15 protein-coding genes are annotated in these 15917 nt (G+C 58.4%); all 15 read left to right on the top strand.

Annotated elements, in window-relative coordinates:
• The 15 genes from BR48_RS0118525 (at position 1) to BR48_RS0118455 (ending at position 15914) form a co-directional block, all read left to right on the top strand.
• Positions 1–876 (top strand): ABC transporter substrate-binding protein, encoded by an 876-nt coding sequence (locus BR48_RS0118525; RefSeq protein ID WP_027232680.1) that lies wholly within the window; start codon positions 1–3, stop codon positions 874–876.
• Positions 877–899: 23 nt separating this feature from the next.
• Positions 900–1988: an iron ABC transporter permease gene (locus BR48_RS0118520; RefSeq protein ID WP_027232679.1), complete on the top strand. Its 1089-nt coding sequence runs from the start codon at positions 900–902 to the stop codon at positions 1986–1988.
• A gap of 10 nt (positions 1989–1998) precedes the next feature.
• Positions 1999–2799, top strand: coding sequence for a heme ABC transporter ATP-binding protein (locus tag BR48_RS0118515; RefSeq protein WP_027232678.1), 801 nt, complete (start codon positions 1999–2001; stop codon positions 2797–2799).
• 228 nt (positions 2800–3027) lie between these two features.
• Positions 3028–4050, top strand: coding sequence for a LacI family DNA-binding transcriptional regulator (locus BR48_RS0118510; RefSeq protein WP_027232677.1), 1023 nt, complete (start codon positions 3028–3030; stop codon positions 4048–4050).
• Between the two features lie 167 nt (positions 4051–4217).
• The gene (locus BR48_RS0118505) at positions 4218–5231 is read left to right on the top strand and encodes an SIS domain-containing protein (RefSeq protein WP_027232676.1); all 1014 of its coding nucleotides are present in this window, start codon (positions 4218–4220) and stop codon (positions 5229–5231) included.
• Positions 5232–5311: 80 nt separating this feature from the next.
• A complete protein-coding gene (locus tag BR48_RS0118500) occupies positions 5312–6637 on the top strand; it encodes an extracellular solute-binding protein (RefSeq protein WP_027232675.1) in 1326 nt (441 codons plus the stop codon).
• A 15-nt stretch (positions 6638–6652) separates the two neighbouring features.
• A complete protein-coding gene (locus tag BR48_RS0118495; RefSeq protein WP_027232674.1) occupies positions 6653–7618 on the top strand; it encodes a sugar ABC transporter permease in 966 nt (321 codons plus the stop codon).
• Positions 7615–8475 (top strand): carbohydrate ABC transporter permease, encoded by an 861-nt coding sequence (locus BR48_RS0118490; protein ID WP_027232673.1) that lies wholly within the window; start codon positions 7615–7617, stop codon positions 8473–8475. The genes BR48_RS0118495 and BR48_RS0118490 overlap by 4 nt, the downstream gene beginning before the upstream one ends.
• Positions 8476–8487: 12 nt before the next feature.
• Complete coding sequence (locus BR48_RS0118485; protein ID WP_027232672.1) at positions 8488–9330, top strand: sugar phosphate isomerase/epimerase family protein; 843 nt, start codon at positions 8488–8490, stop codon at positions 9328–9330.
• A complete protein-coding gene (locus BR48_RS0118480) occupies positions 9330–10193 on the top strand; it encodes a PfkB family carbohydrate kinase (protein ID WP_027232671.1) in 864 nt (287 codons plus the stop codon). The genes BR48_RS0118485 and BR48_RS0118480 overlap by 1 nt, the downstream gene beginning before the upstream one ends.
• A 2-nt stretch (positions 10194–10195) precedes the next feature.
• Complete coding sequence (locus BR48_RS0118475; protein ID WP_027232670.1) at positions 10196–11599, top strand: FAD-binding oxidoreductase; 1404 nt, start codon at positions 10196–10198, stop codon at positions 11597–11599.
• A gap of 31 nt (positions 11600–11630) precedes the next feature.
• Positions 11631–12773, top strand: coding sequence for a sn-glycerol-3-phosphate ABC transporter ATP-binding protein UgpC (ugpC, locus tag BR48_RS24945; protein WP_051615183.1), 1143 nt, complete (start codon positions 11631–11633; stop codon positions 12771–12773).
• Between the two features lie 118 nt (positions 12774–12891).
• Positions 12892–13860, top strand: a complete 969-nt coding sequence (locus BR48_RS0118465; protein ID WP_051615233.1) for an ABC transporter substrate-binding protein — start codon at positions 12892–12894, stop codon at positions 13858–13860.
• Positions 13861–13875: 15 nt separating this feature from the next.
• Positions 13876–14880, top strand: coding sequence for an iron ABC transporter permease (locus tag BR48_RS0118460; protein WP_027232668.1), 1005 nt, complete (start codon positions 13876–13878; stop codon positions 14878–14880).
• A complete protein-coding gene (locus tag BR48_RS0118455; protein WP_027232667.1) occupies positions 14877–15914 on the top strand; it encodes an iron ABC transporter permease in 1038 nt (345 codons plus the stop codon). Before BR48_RS0118460 ends, BR48_RS0118455 begins: the two co-directional genes overlap by 4 nt.
• Positions 15915–15917 lie beyond the last annotated feature (3 nt).

Genomic DNA, 15917 nt, shown 5'->3' with positions numbered 1-15917 from the left:
ATGACACTCAGGACAATTGTCTGCGCGGGCTTCCTGTTGACAACGCTTGTGCCAACCCAGGCCGAAGAGGTTACTGGTGCGTTGCCCGATGCGAGCCGTATTGTGTCGATTGGCGATTCGATCACCGAGATCATCTATGCGCTGGGCGAAGAGTCGCGGCTCGTCGGCAGGGACTCGACGAGTACGTTCCCTGATGCAGCGACCAAGCTTCCCGACATCGGTTATATGCGCGCACTGTCTCCCGAGGGTGTGCTCTCGATCAATCCGACGGCAATCATCGCCGTCGAAGGCAGTGGACCAAAAGAGACGATCGATGTCCTGAAGAAGGCGAGCGTTCCCATGGTGGCAGTGCCGGAGAGCTATTCGGGCCCGGGCATTGTCGCGAAAGTCGAGGTCGTCGGCAAAGCCCTCGGAGCCGAGGCCAAGGCGAAAGCGCTTGCCGGCGAACTTGAAAAGAAGCTCGCATCAGCTGCGGCCGAAACCAAGGATATTCAGGAGCGCAAACGGGTCCTGTTCATCCTCAGCGCGCAGGGCGGCAAGATCCTTAGTTCCGGCACCAAGACCGCTGCCAACGGGATCATCGAACTTGCAGGGGCCGAGAATGCGATCAGCGGCTTTGAGGGCTACAAGCCGCTGACCGACGAGGCGATCATTACCGCAAAACCGGATGTCATTCTCGTCATGGACAGGGGAGGGGATCATGCGGCCGCCAACGCTGACCTGCTTGCCAACAAGGCCATTGCCGCGACTCCGGCCGGCGCTTCGAAATCGATTATACGCATGAACGGGCAATATCTCCTCGGTTTCGGTCCACGCACGCCCAACGCCGTGCATGACCTTGCCAAGGCAATTTATGGCGACAAACTCAGCCAATGAGCGAAGCCTTGACCACAAAACTCATGGGGCGGCGCCAGACATCGACGAGGCACCTCGCCGATGGCGATCGATCCCATCTGGCAAGGGCAGTCATCGTCATCTTGTGTGGCTGCCTTCTGGCTTCCATGGCGTTCAGCCTTACGGCCGGCGCATCGGATGCGTCTGCTCTTTCAGTGCTCTCCAGTTTATTCTCCGCTTCGCAGGACAGTCTGGACGCGGTATCGCTCCGCGACCGGATCATCGTCTACGACATCAGATTGCCGCGGGTCATCCTTGGCGCACTGATCGGTGCCTCACTTGCGGTGTCCGGGGCGGTGATGCAGGGCCTCTTCCGCAATCCCCTCGCCGATCCCGGCATTGTCGGGGTCTCGGCTGGCGCAGGACTTGGCGCGGTGAGCATGATCGTGCTTGGCGGCACGGCGCTCGCGCCCATGATCGCATTCTTCGGTAGTTACGCCCTGCCGCTTGCAGCGTTTGCAGGCGCCTTGAGTTTCACTGCGATTCTCTACCGGGTAGCGACCCGGCGCGGACAAACGTCGATCGCGACGATGCTGCTCGCCGGCATCGCGCTCGGCGCCATGGCCGGCGCCTACATGGGCATACTGGTCTACGTTGCCGATGACAGGCAGTTGCGTGATCTCACCTTCTGGGGGCTTGGTTCCCTTGCCGGCGCCAGTTGGATCAAGATCGCGGCGGCCGGACCCTTCATCATCGCCTCGCTGCTTGCCTCCCCGTTCCTCGCGCAAGGCCTGAACGGGCTCGCCCTCGGTGAAGCCTCCGCCGGCCACCTCGGCATTCCGGTGCAGAGGCTGAAGTATATTGCCATCGTCACAGTCGCCGCGGCGACCGGCGCATCCGTTGCAGTCAGCGGTGGCATAGGCTTTGTGGGGATTGTCGTACCGCATCTTCTGCGCATCGTTATCGGCCCGGATCACCGCTACCTCCTGCCAGCCGCGGCGCTGCTCGGCGCATGCATGCTGCTGCTTGCCGATACGGTGAGCCGGACGATCGTGGCACCCTCGGAACTGCCGATAGGCATTGTCACCGCCGCTGTTGGAGCACCTTTCTTCCTCTGGATATTGCTGCGCAGACGCGGCATCCTCGATCTCTAGGACCCGCACAATGGCGAATTCCCATTGCATTGACGTGAGCGACGTAACTGTCTTCCTTGGCCGCAAAAAGATCATCGACTGCGCTGCTTTCACGGCTGAAGCCGGAAAATTCACCGTCGTCGTAGGGCCGAACGGATCGGGCAAGACGACATTGCTTCGGGCGATGGCGGGCGACCTGCCATTTACGGGCCGCATAAGCCTCAACGGTACACCGATCGACAGGATGAAACCCTGGCAGATGGCTACCGCGCGCGCCATCCTGCCGCAAGCCACCTCGCTCTCATTCCCGTTCACTGTCCGGGAAATCGTCAAGCTGGGAGTGATCGCCGGTCGTACCGGTGCAGGGCCGGCAAGGGATCTGCCGGATCTCGCCCTGGACCTTGTGGATCTTGCCGGATTCGGCGGCCGGTTCTACCAGGAACTCTCAGGCGGCGAGCAACAGCGTGTGCAACTTGCCCGCGTTCTCTGCCAGGTCTGGCAACCCGTGCTCGACGGACAGCCGCGTTTTCTCTTCCTCGATGAGCCCGTCTCGAGCCTGGACATCAAGCATCAGTTGATCATCATGCGGATCGCGCGCGCCTTTGCTGAACGCGGGGGAGGGGTCGTTGCGATCCTGCATGATCTCAATCTCACCGCGATGTACGGCGACAAGGTTGTTATCATGAATCGCGGTCATACCGATTGCGTCGGCACGCCGGCTGAGGTGCTCACGGATGAGCGCATCTTACGGGTCTATGATTGTGCGCTTAAGGTTGGCGCATTTCCGGCGCCGGGCACGCCGTTTGTCCTGCCGCATTCTGTATTGTCCTGAATAGTAGCCGCAAGCAAGACGGAACCTTGGGCTCAGGCAGCACCCGGGCAAAACCGTCCACGCCGCAAAAGGCAGACATTTCACAGCATAATTTATTTCTGGTTGCATGAAGCGGAGACTCGCTCTCCCTTCGATGCCGAATTCTATCGCACCCCGCCTATGCTAACCGGCATCCCGAGGATAAAAGGGGCGAAAGCGGCGCAATATTCGTGCTTCGAGAAGGTTGAAATGGCTCAGAAACCAGCGACGTTGAAGGATGTGGCAGCTTTTGCGAACGTCTCCCGCGCGACGGCTGCTCGTGCGCTCAACAGCTATGGTTACGTTGGCGACGAGACCGCGCAGCGCGTTCAGGAAGCGGCGGAAAAGCTCGGTTACAGGGGCAATCGCCTGGCACAGGCGCTGCGCAACGGCCAATTGCCGATCATCGGCTGCATTCTCGGTGACATTCAGAATCCATTTTTCGCCCGGATCGCGCATGATATCGAGGCTTTGGCGCGTCAAAGCCGGTACAATCTGATTATCGGCAGCAGCGAAGAGCAACTGGAACAGGAAGTCTCCTTGCTGGCGAGCCTGCAGTCCCTGAGCATTCGGGGCTTCATCGTCGCGCCGACATCGGACGAGAACAACATCCATCTAAAGCGCCTGATCGAGGAAAACGTCCCGCTGGTGCTGATCGACCGTGTCGTGCAAGGAATCGATTGCGACAGTGTCGTCGTCGATAATGAAGGCGGAGCGCGCAAGGCCATCGAATACCTCATCGCCATGGGCCACCGACGCATCGGCCTTCTCCAGGACGATACGCGCATCTTCACGTCGCGCGCACGCTTGAGCGGCTATCAAAGCGCGCTTGTCGCCGCAGGCATCAACCCGGACGACAGAATGATTTCCGTATCCCAATCGACCGTCGAACACGCGATCGATGCGACCATTCGACTGTTCAGCCAGAAATCGCCACCGACTGCACTCTTCACCGTCGACAGTTTGATGACCCAAGGCGCGCTGTTAGCATTTCGTTCGATGGGAATCTCCATCCCCCATGACGTGTCGCTCATCGGATTCGACGACTTCAACCTGGCGACATTTACCGATCCGCAGATCACAGTCGTTGCACAGCCGGTGTCGGAAATCGGCCTTGCTGCGGCCCGGCTCCTTTTTGAACGGCTCTCCGGACATAACCGCCAGACAAGACAAATTCGCTTTGAAACCAAGCTGTTGGTCAGAGGTTCGGTGAGCCGTCGACAGGACGTTTGAGCCACACCGCCCATCTCAGCAAAAAAATATTCCAACCCACTTGTCAGCGTGAAATTCTTGTGCGCTAAATATGTGTGAGATCGATCTCACATTGTCTTAACGAACATTCGCGCAAGACGGTACCTCGCTCTCCAGCGGTGTTGATATGCGCAAACGGGAAGGTTCTAATGCTCAACTTCGATAAAGATCGCTTTGTGAAGATACAAAGTGGCGCAGTCGCAATCGCCGATGACGTGCGCGCCCTGGTGCGCAAGCTGCTCGACGATGGCCTCGAACGGATTTTCTTCATGGGCACGGGCGGCGTGCAGTTTCTGACGCAGCCGGCGATCGAGCTTGCCCGGAACGGAACTGTTTTCCCGGTCTCGGCGGCATTTCCGGCGCAGGTCGTTCTCGAAGCGCCGGCTGGCCTTGATGAACGGGCGCTCGTCATTCTTCCGTCGCTATCGGGAACAACCAAGGAAAGCGTCCAGCTTATGGCTTTCCTGAAGGAGCGCGGCGTAAAGACGCTTTCCCTCACCGGGCATAAGAACACGCCTCTCGGCCTCGATGCGGACTACAATTTCACCAACTTCGCCGAAGACGATACATCCTCGGAATCGTTCTACCTGCAAACTCTCCTGATCGTTCTCGCCCTGCTGGCTGAGCGTGGTGAATTTGCGGACTTCGATGCGACTGTGGCAGAGCTTAAGAAGCTGCCGGAATTGCTCGTATCGGTGAAGGAAGATTACGAGGCTGGCGCTGCCGGGCTCGCCCAGGAAATCAAGGACGAGACCTATCACATCTTCACCGGCGCAGGTTCGGTCTGGCCGGAAGCGCATTATTACGGGATGTGCATCCTTGAGGAAATGCAGTGGATCCGCACACGTCCGGTTCATGCGTCCGATTTCTTCCACGGCACGCTGGAGTTGGTCGAGCCCGGTGTCAGCCTGTTCATCTTCAAGGGTGAGGATGCCTGCCGCCCACTGACCGATCGCGTCGAAAATTTCGCAAAACGCTATACCGACAAGGTTCGGGTTCTGGACGCAGCCGCTGTCAAGCTGCCGGGAATTTCCGAGAATACGCGCAAGCTGATCTCTCCGATTATCCTCGCCACCATGCTGGAGCGTCTGAGCGCCCATCTCGAAGTTTTGCGCGACCATCCGCTGACAACGCGCCGCTACTACAAGCGCGTCGAATACTGAGATTGTCCCGATCCGATCATGTCGGATCGGGATTGATTCATTCACAGAAACGAAAGATCAAAAAAGAGAGGAACTGCGAAATGAAAAGCACCACGTTTTTAAGCACGACGAGTCTCGCTTCTTTCATGGCGGCCGGATTGATTGCCGGCAGCGCAAATGTCGCGCTGGCAAAAGACCCGGTCGTCGCGGATCCGGATGCAAAAGTTGAATATTCGGGCACGCTCAGCATTCTCACTAAGTTCGGTCTGCAGCAGCTTTCTCCGTTTTTCGTCGATGCCGCCAAGGAATATGAAAAGCTTCATCCAGGCGTCAAAGTCGAACTTATTCAGGAGAGCGACGACAGCGTGAAGGGCAAGACGAAGGCTCTCGTTGCGTCCAATTCCTTGCCTGATATCTATTTCTCCTGGACCGGCAGCTGGGGCGAAAACTTCGTCCGCGGCAATCGCGCGGTCGACCTTAGCAAGGTGATCGGTCCCGATACCGCCTGGGGCAAGCAACTTGCCGGCGCCGCAGTCAGCGCCTTCCAGTACAATGGCAAGCTCTATGGCATTCCGCTCTATCTCGACGCCAAGTTCATGGGCTACAGCAAGCCGCTGTTCGAAAAAGCTGGCGTTTCCGAACCCAAGACTTTTGATGAATTGCTCACCGCCTGCGCGGCCCTACGCAAGTCGGGCGTCACACCGATCTCCTTCGGCAACAAGGAAGGCTGGCCGGCGGTTCATTATGCCGGGCAACTGCTCTCCTATAACGTGCCGCAGGCGACGCTCGAAAAGGATTTCACGCCGGCCACCGCCGACTACTCCGATCCGGGCTATGTGCTGAGCCTGACCCAGTTCAAGCAGTTGATCGATGAATGTTCGGATGGTTCCGGGACGAACGGCTCGTCCTATGCATCGGCGCTGCAGCAGTTCTCCAATGCCAAGTCGGCCATGTATTATCAGGAAATCATCGAGTTCGATCAGAGCACTGCCGACGGCGCCTTGAAGCGGGACGATTTCGGCTACTTCAAACTGCCGGCACCGAAGGACGCAAAGGGCGACGTGAAGTCGATCGAAGGCGCGCCGGAAGGTTACATGATCAATGCCGCTTCGAAGAACATTCCGCTTGCCATCGACTTCATGAAGTTCGTCACTTCTGCAGATAATGGCAAGGTTCTGTCGGCTCCGCCTTATGGCCAGCCGAGTGCGACCGTCGGAGGATATTCCGCCGATACGATGAATCCGGCGGTCGTCGGTGGCCTGAAAGTTATCGCAGACTCTTCCTATCTCATGCCCTGGCTCGATACGGCCAACCCACCGCGCGTGGCGGCTGCCTGGCTTTCGGGCCTGCAGGCACTCATCGGCGGCTCGCAGACACCCGAGCAGGTCATGGAACAAGTGAAGAAAGCTGCGGCTTCTTCAAAGTAAGAAAGCTCTCAGACAATGACTGTCGTGAAGCATGACTATAAGGGTGAAGCCGCCGCTATCGGCTTCACCCTGCAGAGGAAAGCCGGGAATGATCAGACCAGCCCCTTGTCGGGCTTGCTGTCGTTCCGCTGGGTGCTGGTCGCATTCGTTCTGATCCTTTGGTTCGTCTATTATCCAATCATCGACAACTTCATCGTCAGCACGAAGAACCAGGATATTTTCACCGGCGAAACCGCCTTTGTCGGCCTCGACAACTATCGCCGGCTCCAGAGCGATCCGATCGTCTGGACCGCGATCCTCAACAACACGCTTTATGCGGTCATCTCGATTGTTTTCCAGGTATTTGGTGCATTCGTGCTCGCCGCGCTCATCGAAGGACTCGACAACGAAAGATGGCGCAGGTTCTGGCGCGCCGTCTATTTCATCCCCTCTGCGATTTCGATCACCGTCACCGGCCTGCTGTTCTACTTCATCTATCAACCGGACATCGGTCTGCTTGACTCCTTTCTCACACAGATTGGCCTCGGGAATTGGTCGCGGGCGTGGCTCGGCGAAGAGCATACGGCGATCTATGCAATCATAGCCATGAGCCAATGGCAGGGTTTCGGCTATTCGACGCTGTTGTTCGGCATTGCGATCCAGAAGATACCGCGCGAACTTTATGATGCAGCGATCATGGACGGGGCTGGCACCTGGCGGCGCCTGTGGAACATCACCATGCCTCTGACACGCGAGATGACAGGCCTGATGGTCATTGTCACGATCACCGGCGCCTTCCAGGTTTTCAACGAGGTCATGGTCATGACGGCCGGCGGTCCGAACAATTCCAGCCAGGTGCTTGGAACCTGGCTCTATCAACAGGGCTTCATCGAAAACGACTTTGGCTATGGCGCCGCCGTGGCAACCGTGATCTTCGTAATCACCTTGCTGACCGGCTTCGCCCAGCTCTGGTACACAAGGAAGCGGAGGGTGCATCTGTGAGCGTCACCCTTCAATCCCTCGAGAGGGAACCGGTCGATTTCGTTCAAATGTTGGCAAAGGTCTGCCTTGTCACCTTTCTTGTCAGCCTCGGCGTCATCGTCATCTATCCATTGATCTGGATGGCCCTGAACGGCTTCAAGAGCAACTCGGAGATCTTCGGCAATCCATTTGCGCTTCCGACCAGCTTTACGATCGGAAACTATATTTCTGCCTGGAACCAGGGCATCCGCAATTACATTGCGACGAGCATAATCGTGACGCTTGGTTCCGCCATCTGCACCGTTCTCGTAAGCGCGTGGACCGCATACGGCCTGACGCGCTCAAGCTTGCCCGGGAAGCCTTATTTCGTGGGCATCGTGCTTGGCGGCCTCATGCTCAGCCCGACTGTCGCGGTAATCCCGCTCGTGCGCATGATGCAGGATCTCGGCCTCTACAACACCTATTGGGCGCTGATCATTCTTTATACAGCCTTCCGCATCCCGTTCACGACCTTTCTCATTCGCGCCTACATGCTCGGACTCCCACGCGATCTCGATGAGGCAGCGATCATGGACGGTGCGACCGAGGGCCAGATCTTTTGGAAGGTGATCCTGCCGCTGTGCAAGCCGATACTTGTATCCTGTGTCATCCTGCACGTGCTTTTCGCCTGGAATGAATATCTCTTCGCGATGATTTTCACGAGCGGCGCAGACTTGCAGACACTGCCTGTCGGCCTGACATCGATCATGGCGAAACACGGAACCAATTACGCCATCGTCTTCGCTGCGATGACATTGTCAGCACTTCCCATCGTCATCGTTTTCTTCGCCGCGCAGCGCTTCTTCATCCGGGGCCTTGCCGAAGGCATCGGCAAATAAGGGGAGCGGGAAATGTTGAGACGTGAACAACTCATCGGAGCAAATTTCTCCTTTCAGCACCACCCGTTCCGGTGGGTCGCGGAGCAGCTGCGCCCGATGGGATTCAGCCGCATGGAGCTTTGGGGAATTGCTCCCCACCTCGACCTCTTCAACGATAGCAATTCGCGCCTGAGGGAATTGAAGGCCGTCCTCGTCGACAATCAGTTGTCGGTTCACTGCTTCACGCCGGAACAGGTGCTCTATCCCATCAACATCGCATCGGGCGACGACACCTATCGCGCAAAGAGCGTGGAGCGCTTTCTCCACGCTGCCGATATTTGTGCTGAACTTGGTGCGAAATACCTGTTTCTGACCCCAGGCCGCGGGTTTGAAAATGAAAGCCGCGAGCGCGCCTGGGCTCGTTCGATCGAGTCAGTCAACACGATTGCCCGGCACGCCAGGAGCAATGGGGTTGCCTGTCTTCTGGAACCACTGCAACGAACCGAGAGCAATATCGTCAACAACGCGGATGATCTCTTTGCCTTCTGGCGCGAGCTCGACGCAGATAATGTCGACGTCGTTCTCGATATCGTGGCCATGGCAACGGCGAAGGACAGCGTCGGCGCCTATGTCGAGAAGTTCGGCGAGCGCCTTTCCCATGTTCATATCGTTGACGGGACGCCGGCCGGCCACCTGGTCTGGGGCGATGGCAACCTGCCATTGCACGACTATCTCGCCGAACTCGATGCGAGTTCCTTTACGGGGACCCTTACCTTCGAACCGTTCGGCAATGGATCTTATGCGCTCGATCCCGTCGCGGCCTTGCAACGTTGTCTGACCGCGATTGCTCCTCTTCTTGACCGTGCGGAGCAATGATGCAGAACGCCAGTCCAACGCTGATTGCTGTCGGCGACAATTGCCTTGATGCCTACCTGACCAAAGGCTTCGTCACGGTAGGAGGAAATGCGCTCAATGTCGCGGTTCAATGGCAACGACACGGCCACAATGCGCGCTATTTCGGCGCCCTCGGCCATGATGAAGAAGCCGAGATCATGCTCGACGAGATCGAGCGTGTCGGCCTCGCTCCGGGCGACGTGGAATTGCTGACAGGGAGTTCCGCGGTAACCCTCCTTGCCGACGATGCCGGCGAGCGGCGCTTCCTGCTCGAGTCCCTCGGCGTCGGGGCAGACTATTACCCCAAGGGCGAACATTATGATGCGCTGCTGCGGGCCGACTGGGTCCATCTTGGCACAAATGCGAGCCAAGAGCTGGTTCGCCGGCTTGTAGCGGATGGCGTAAGGTTCAGCGTCGACCTGTCGACGCGACACTTCGATTTGCCGCTGGATAATGTACCACTGGTTTTTGCGTCAGGTCCAGGCGATCCGGACGAACCGGTCAAGCCGCTCATCGAAAAGTTCAAGCGGGCAGGGGCCCGCGAAGTCGTGGTCACATGCGGCAAGCGCGGCTCCTTCTACGATAATGGCAGCGCTCTGTTCTTCGCGGATTCCGTCCCGGTATCTGTCGTTGATACCTGCGGCGCCGGCGACAGCTTCATCGCAACATTCATCGTTAGCCGCTTTCTTGAAGGCTGCTCGGAGGAAACCGCGCTTAATCGTTCGGCCGTGCGGGCTGCGGAAACCTGTACGCATCTCGGCGGGTTTCCGCAGGCGATCCTGCCTATACCGCAATGGCTTCTCGACAAATACGACAGCGTCATCCGTACCGCGCAAAGGGCTTGAGCATGAGCAGCATCAAAATGAGACCGCCGGTTGGGGCCCCAAGAGAAGACCGGTCCTTTTGGTTGCAGAGCATTGCCGCCGATGCCGCAACGACACCGCTCAAGGGCAGCGAGACGTGCGATATTGCGATCGTCGGCGGTGGTTACGCTGGCCTGTGGACTGCGCTGCGGATAAAAGAGCATGCGCCCGAGACGCGCGTTACGATCCTCGAAGCTGATTTTTGCGGGTCGGGCGCTTCGGGCAGGAATGGGGGACAAGTCCACACCTGGTTCGCCGAGATCGACATGCTGCGGGCACTCGTGGGTACTGAAGACGCGCTCATGTTGTGCCGCGCTACTGCCGACGCCATCGATGAACTCAAGACCCTGCAGGATTCCGGCACGATCGACATGGATTTACGACTGGACGGCTGGTTGTGGACGGCAAGTTCCGCCGCCCAGGAAGGGGCGTGGTCGAAGGCCTATGAGCTCACCCGAGCGTTAGGCGAGAAGCGATTTCGGACCCTTGACCGGGCCGACATGCTGAAGCGGACCGGTTCTTCCGCGTCCTACCTTGGCATCGTGGAAGACCGGGCAGGGACGGTCCAGCCGGCAAAGCTGGCGCTGGGTTTGCGCCAGCTTGCAATCTCGAAAGGCGTCATTATTCACGAACAGAGTCCGGTTCTGGAGATCGTACCTGGGGCACAACCGCAATTGCGCACGGCTCAGGGTACGTTGTCTGCCAAGAAGATCGTCCTCGCTGCCAACGCATGGCTTTCGGCGATTCCGGAACTGCACCCCTATCTCTATGTTGTCAGCAGTCAGCTCATCGCAACCGCGCCTGCTGCCGACATTCTGGATGAGATCGGTTGGGTCGACGGTGCATCGATCTGCGATGCCCAACACCACGTGCTCTACTACCAGCGCACCCCTTCAGGCCGGGTGATCTTCGGCCGGGGAACCGGCGGCATTGCGTATCAGGACCGCATCGGCTCCAGCTTCAACCGGAGCGGAGACAAGGGTTTGGACAATATCCGCGAGCTGCACCGCGTCTATCCGCAACTTAAAGAAGTTGAGGTGCAATATGATTGGAGCGGACCAATCGACTGCACTGCCCAGCATCTGCCGGTTTTCGATCATCTGAAAGAGCATCGGAACATCTTTTACGCTGTCGGTTTCAACGGCACCGGAATTGCCCAGACGCCCGTTGCCGGCCGCATCATGGCAAGCCTCGTTTTGGGACGCGACGACAAGTGGGCCAGATGCGGGCTGGTCGGCATCACGCGCCGGACGAAGCTCCCGCCCGAACCGTTGCGCTATGTCGGTGCAAAAATCGTCAGGGGCGCCATTCGCCGCAAGAATGACGTGGAAATTCTCAATCAGAAGCCGGATCGGATCACGCGATTCCTGGCCAATCTTGCTCCCTGAGTGATGGGAAGCAAATATAAGGAACGGAACGATGGCTGACTTGTCGCTGAGAAACATACGTAAGTCATACTCCAATCTGGAGGTCCTTCACGGCATCGATCTCGACATCAAATCCGGTGAGTTCATCGTTTTTGTGGGCCCCTCGGGCTGTGGAAAATCGACACTGCTACGCTCGATTGCCGGGTTGGAAACGATTACCTCCGGTGACCTCATCATTGACGGCGAGCGGATCAACAATGTGGCGCCGTCCAAGCGCGGCATTTCGATGGTGTTCCAGTCCTACGCCCTGTACCCGCACATGACTGTCTTCGAGAACATGGCCTTCGGTTTGCGCATAGCCGGCCTGCCCAAAGCCGAAATCGATAAACGTGTGCGCAATGCGGCGAGCATCCTTCAGCTCGACAGTTATCTGCAGCGGCTGCCAAAGGCTCTTTCCGGCGGACAGAGGCAGCGTGTTGCCATCGGCCGCGCCATCGTACGCGATCCGCGCGTGTTTCTCTTCGATGAACCATTGTCCAATCTCGATGCGGCGCTGCGCGTGGCGACCCGGATCGAGATTGCGAAGCTGAAGCAGAGCATGCCGGACGTCACCATGATCTACGTGACACACGACCAGGTCGAGGCCATGACACTGGCTGATCGTATTGTCGTCTTCAAAGACGGAAACATCGAGCAGGTTGGAACGCCGATCGAGCTCTACAAAAATCCAGCCAATCTTTTCGTTGCGCAGTTCATCGGGTCGCCTTCGATGAACATATTGGAGGGGAAACTCGAAAAGGACTTGTCGGGCTCCGCGAAATGCAAGCTGGATTGCGGGGTCGCTCTCGATCTTGGTGTGCTGCCCGCTGGCGTTTCTGCTGGGGATCGGCTCAGCATCGGTATTCGTCCTGAAAATACACAGATCGCAGATGCAAAAACGAATGGCCCCGTGTTTACCGGTACCATCGATTTTGTCGAACACCTCGGGGAAGTACAAATCCTCTATGTCGATATGCCGGGCTCTGATCGAAAATATCTCATCAAGGTAGACGGTACAGGCACTTACGCCAGGACGGACAAGATTCGCTTTACCGCGCGACCGCAAGACGTCCACATTTTCGATGCCAATGGCGCTGCTATCGCGCGCTTGTCACAAGCCGGCGTCCAAAAGCAAAGTGAATACGGGATGCAATGAAACCTGCTTTTGAGGCGAGCGGGCGGGAAAGGGTGTTCCGCCGCTATTAGACTTAAATATGATTGTGAGACTCCTCTTTGCAGTTTATGAAAAAATTCAAACCAGCAAGGAGGCTTTCGTGGCAGGGATCTTATTCAAGCGTGCGCGCGCGCTCGGTATCGTGGCATTATTGGCTTCAGGCAGCGCTTTCGCTGCCGATCCAGGCAAGATGTCGATTGTCGATGATCGCGGCGTCACGGTCGAAGTTCCTGCACAACCGAAGCGCATCGCCTCGATCTCCTACTTCGCCGATGACATCGCGCTGGCCCTCGGCGTCAAGCCGGTCGCAAGCACATATATGACAGCGGGCCGCGAACCGGATTTCTTGCTTGGCCTGACCTCGCAGATGAAGCGGATCGGACAGCGGGCCAAACCGAACCTTGAACTACTTTCCGAAGCAAAGCCCGACCTCATCATCGCAATCCGCCGCTATACCGTCGGCAACGCTGCGCAGTTGCAGGGCATCGCACCCTATGTGGCGTACAACATGGAGTTGCTCGACGAAAGCTATAAGGAAGTTGCCGAGATTTCGAAGCTGCTCGGCCAGCCCGAGCGCGGCGAGCAGTTGAATGCCGACTTCCGCAAGAACCTGGCCGACTTCGCAGCCAAGGCACCGAAGGATGTCCATCCGCGCTTCATGATCATGTGGGGCGGAGCAACGCCCTTTGCGTTCCATACCGAAAACACATCCGCCTCCATCGTGGCGGCTATAGGGGGCGACAATATCGCCGGTCCGAAGTCGCCGGGCGGCGAGTTCGGTATCGATCTCAGTCTCGAGACCATGCTGGAGAAAGATCCGGAGGTCATCTTCGTCTACGACTCCGGGCCGGACCGCCCCCACGAAAGCAATCCGATCTGGTCGCAGCTCTCAGCCGTCAAGAACAACCGGGTTTTCTATGTCGGTGACCAGTGGGTCGAAACAAATGGTCCGATCGCTCGCGAGATCGTTCTGAGGGAAGCGGCGCACTATCTCTATCCGGACACCTTCCCGGCCGTCGATGTCCGTGCGGAAGCGGCAAAGATCATTCCCGCGACCGTCCAGGACTGACGGCCAGTCCGACGAATGAGCCCAAGCCGATCATTCCTGCTCATTGGGCTGATCGTGCTGGCCTGCCTGGCAACGATCGCCGTCGGTTTGCTGGTTGGCGCAAAAACACTTTCGGTCGCGACGGTTTTCCATGTTCTTGTCGCGCCCGATGGCAAGATCGATTCTATCCTCGTGTGGACGCTGCGGCTGCCGCGAAGCCTGACAGCTGCCGCCGGGGGTGCGGGGCTCGCTGTTTCAGGCTACCTGTTGCAGACGCTGACGCGCAATCCGCTGGCCGATCCCGGCATTACCGGCGCGACGGCCGGAGCCGTTGCGCCGATCGTTTGTTGCTTTGTGTTCGTGCCGTGGCTCTCACCGGTTTATTACCCGGTCATCGGGCTCCTGGGCGGGCTCGCGGCTTCTTCCGTGACGTTCTGGGTTTCACGCGGCGGGCAGGGGCGTCCGTTGCAACTGGCACTTGGCGGTGTCAGCGTTTCCCTGTTTCTCGGCGCGATAACCACCTATGTCCTGTTGATGACGGGGCCGCAGGCCGCGTCACTGCTGTTCTGGCTATCGGGCGGTTTTCAGGGAAGGACTTGGACACATCTCATGCATATGCTTCCCTGGACGGTAACAGGTGTCGTCGGGGCGCTCGTTTTTCGTCGTGTAATCGGAATGTTCATGCTGAGCGACCATGCCGCTGCCGGAATGGGCCTGCATCTTGGTCTCTGGAAGCCGGTCATTCTCATTCTGGCGATTATCCCGGTCGCGGGTATCGCGCCGATCGCCGGTCCGGTTGCCTTTGTCGGCCTTGCGGCACCCCACATTGCGCGCCTTCTCAGACCAGGCGGGACTGGATGGGACATCGGGTTGAGCGCGGCCATCGGTGCGCTCATCGTCACCTTTGCCGATGTTGTTGGACGCAGCATCGCCGTCCCGCGGGAATTGCCAGTCGGGATAATCACGGCGCTGCTAGGCGGCCCAATCTTCATCTACCTTGTCCAGCGCGGCCGGCTCAACCTTTCGGGCGCTGAGCGATGAATGCAGTTGCCTCCACGCGAGCGGGCTCGAACGCCGGCTGGATCGTTTTCGCTCTGGTCGCCGTTACCACCGCTTCGATCGTCGCAGCGGCGTTGCTGGGCGTCGCCGATATTTCCCACAACGACATCATGGCTGTCCTGAAGGGCAACGGATCCGATGAGGCCCGGGCGATCATCCTCGATATCAGGCTTCCACGCATCGTAACCGGCGTATTGGCAGGAATTCACTTTGCATTGGCGGGGTTCCTTCTCCAGGCAATCACACGCAACCCGCTTGCGGACCCATCGCTGATGGGGATCTCGCAAGGGGCCACGCTGTCGGTAACGACCTTCCTGATGTTCACGGTCTATATCTTCCAACCGGGCTCGAACACGCTCGCAGAGTTGCCGGTGGCTTGGCTTCCGGCGGCGGGGCTCGCCGGGGGACTGCTTGCGGGCGGCATCATCTACCTGCTGGCGTTTCGCCTCGGTCTCAGCGCCATGCGGATCACGCTCTGCGGCGTGGCGGTCGGCGCTGTGCTGCATGCGATAGCCATCGGCCTTATTGCAGGATGGGGCTCGGCACGCATCGAGATCATTCTGGAATGGTTGTCCGGAAGCCTTTATGCCCGGACCTGGGACCATGCGCTCTTCCTACTGCCCTTTACGATTGCCGGCCTGTTAATGCTTCCAGTCATCTATCGGCCGCTGCGCCTCCTCAATTTCGATGCAACGGTGGCGCAATCGTTCGGGCTTGCTTATCGCCGCCAGTTTTCCATCGTTCTTGTCGTTGCCTGCATGCTCGCTTCAAGCGCCGTCGGAGCGGTCGGGCCGCTTGTCTTCGTTGGCCTGATCGTGCCTCATATGGCAAAATTCATTGCCGGCCGAAACTTTGTGCTGTCGCTGGCGCTAACGATAGGCCTCGGCGCCATTGTCGTCACGCTTGGCGATCTGATCGGGCGTTTGCTCGGACAGGCCGAGGAAATTCCCATCGGGGTTGTGACCGCCATTGTCGGCGTCCCCCTACTTCTAGCATTGTTGCGCAAAACCACGTGAGAC

The organism is Phyllobacterium sp. UNC302MFCol5.2 (assembly GCF_000686005.1).
GTDB lineage: Bacteria > Pseudomonadota > Alphaproteobacteria > Rhizobiales > Rhizobiaceae > Phyllobacterium > Phyllobacterium pellucidum.
This window is presented reverse-complemented; position numbering and strand designations above follow the sequence as displayed.

Bases quoted from the DNA above. Each gene is read 5' to 3' on its own strand.
- BR48_RS0118525 (WP_027232680.1), top strand. From the start codon at position 1: ATGACACTCAGGACAATTGTCTGCGCGGGCTTCCTGTTGACAACGCTT.
- BR48_RS0118520 (WP_027232679.1), top strand. From the start codon at position 900: ATGGGGCGGCGCCAGACATCGACGAGGCACCTCGCCGATGGCGATCGA.
- BR48_RS0118515 (WP_027232678.1), top strand. From the start codon at position 1,999: ATGGCGAATTCCCATTGCATTGACGTGAGCGACGTAACTGTCTTCCTT.
- BR48_RS0118510 (WP_027232677.1), top strand. From the start codon at position 3,028: ATGGCTCAGAAACCAGCGACGTTGAAGGATGTGGCAGCTTTTGCGAAC.
- BR48_RS0118505 (WP_027232676.1), top strand. From the start codon at position 4,218: ATGCTCAACTTCGATAAAGATCGCTTTGTGAAGATACAAAGTGGCGCA.
- BR48_RS0118500 (WP_027232675.1), top strand. From the start codon at position 5,312: ATGAAAAGCACCACGTTTTTAAGCACGACGAGTCTCGCTTCTTTCATG.
- BR48_RS0118495 (WP_027232674.1), top strand. From the start codon at position 6,653: ATGACTGTCGTGAAGCATGACTATAAGGGTGAAGCCGCCGCTATCGGC.
- BR48_RS0118485 (WP_027232672.1), top strand. From the start codon at position 8,488: ATGTTGAGACGTGAACAACTCATCGGAGCAAATTTCTCCTTTCAGCAC.
- BR48_RS0118480 (WP_027232671.1), top strand. From the start codon at position 9,330: ATGCAGAACGCCAGTCCAACGCTGATTGCTGTCGGCGACAATTGCCTT.
- BR48_RS0118475 (WP_027232670.1), top strand. From the start codon at position 10,196: ATGAGCAGCATCAAAATGAGACCGCCGGTTGGGGCCCCAAGAGAAGAC.
- ugpC (WP_051615183.1), top strand. From the start codon at position 11,631: ATGGCTGACTTGTCGCTGAGAAACATACGTAAGTCATACTCCAATCTG.
- BR48_RS0118460 (WP_027232668.1), top strand. From the start codon at position 13,876: ATGAGCCCAAGCCGATCATTCCTGCTCATTGGGCTGATCGTGCTGGCC.
- BR48_RS0118455 (WP_027232667.1), top strand. From the start codon at position 14,877: ATGAATGCAGTTGCCTCCACGCGAGCGGGCTCGAACGCCGGCTGGATC.